Raw genomic sequence first — 438 nt, 5'->3', positions numbered from 1 at the left:
TCGCTGTGGGGTATCGGGTGAACTCCAAAAAGGCGACCATGTTCCGCATTTGGGCGAACCGGGTGTTAAAAGAGTTCATCATCAAAGGCTATGTGATGGATGACGCACGACTGCGGGAGCCGGAGAACTTTTTTGGGAAGGATTATTTCGAGGAACAGCTGGAGCGTATCCGGGACATCCGGGCCAGTGAGAGAAGATTTTACCAGAAAATCACGGACATCTATTCCCAGTGCAGCGCCGACTACGATGTGGAAAGCCCTATCACAAAGGAGTTTTTCGCAACGGTGCAGAACAAGCTCCACTATGCGGTCACCCATCATACCGCCGCCGAGATCGTATATGGCCGTGCCGACAGCACCAAGCCCAACATGGGGCTGACCACATGGAAAAACGCCCCCAAAGGCCGCATCCGTAAATCGGATGTCACCGTTGCCAAAA

General features: G+C 53.2%; 1 protein-coding gene. It reads left to right on the top strand.

What is annotated here, in order from left to right; translation table 11 throughout:
• A partial coding sequence (gene rhuM, locus H7U37_RS16580; RefSeq protein ID WP_204877020.1) for a RhuM family protein occupies positions 1-438 on the top strand: 438 nt, incomplete at both ends.

The sequence above is a fragment of the Pseudoflavonifractor phocaeensis genome, from assembly GCF_016901735.1.
In the GTDB taxonomy this organism is placed as follows: Bacteria; Bacillota; Clostridia; order Oscillospirales; family Oscillospiraceae; genus Pseudoflavonifractor_A.
The sequence above is the reverse complement of the archived record's forward strand: the minus strand, read 5'-3'. Positions and strand labels throughout refer to the sequence as shown.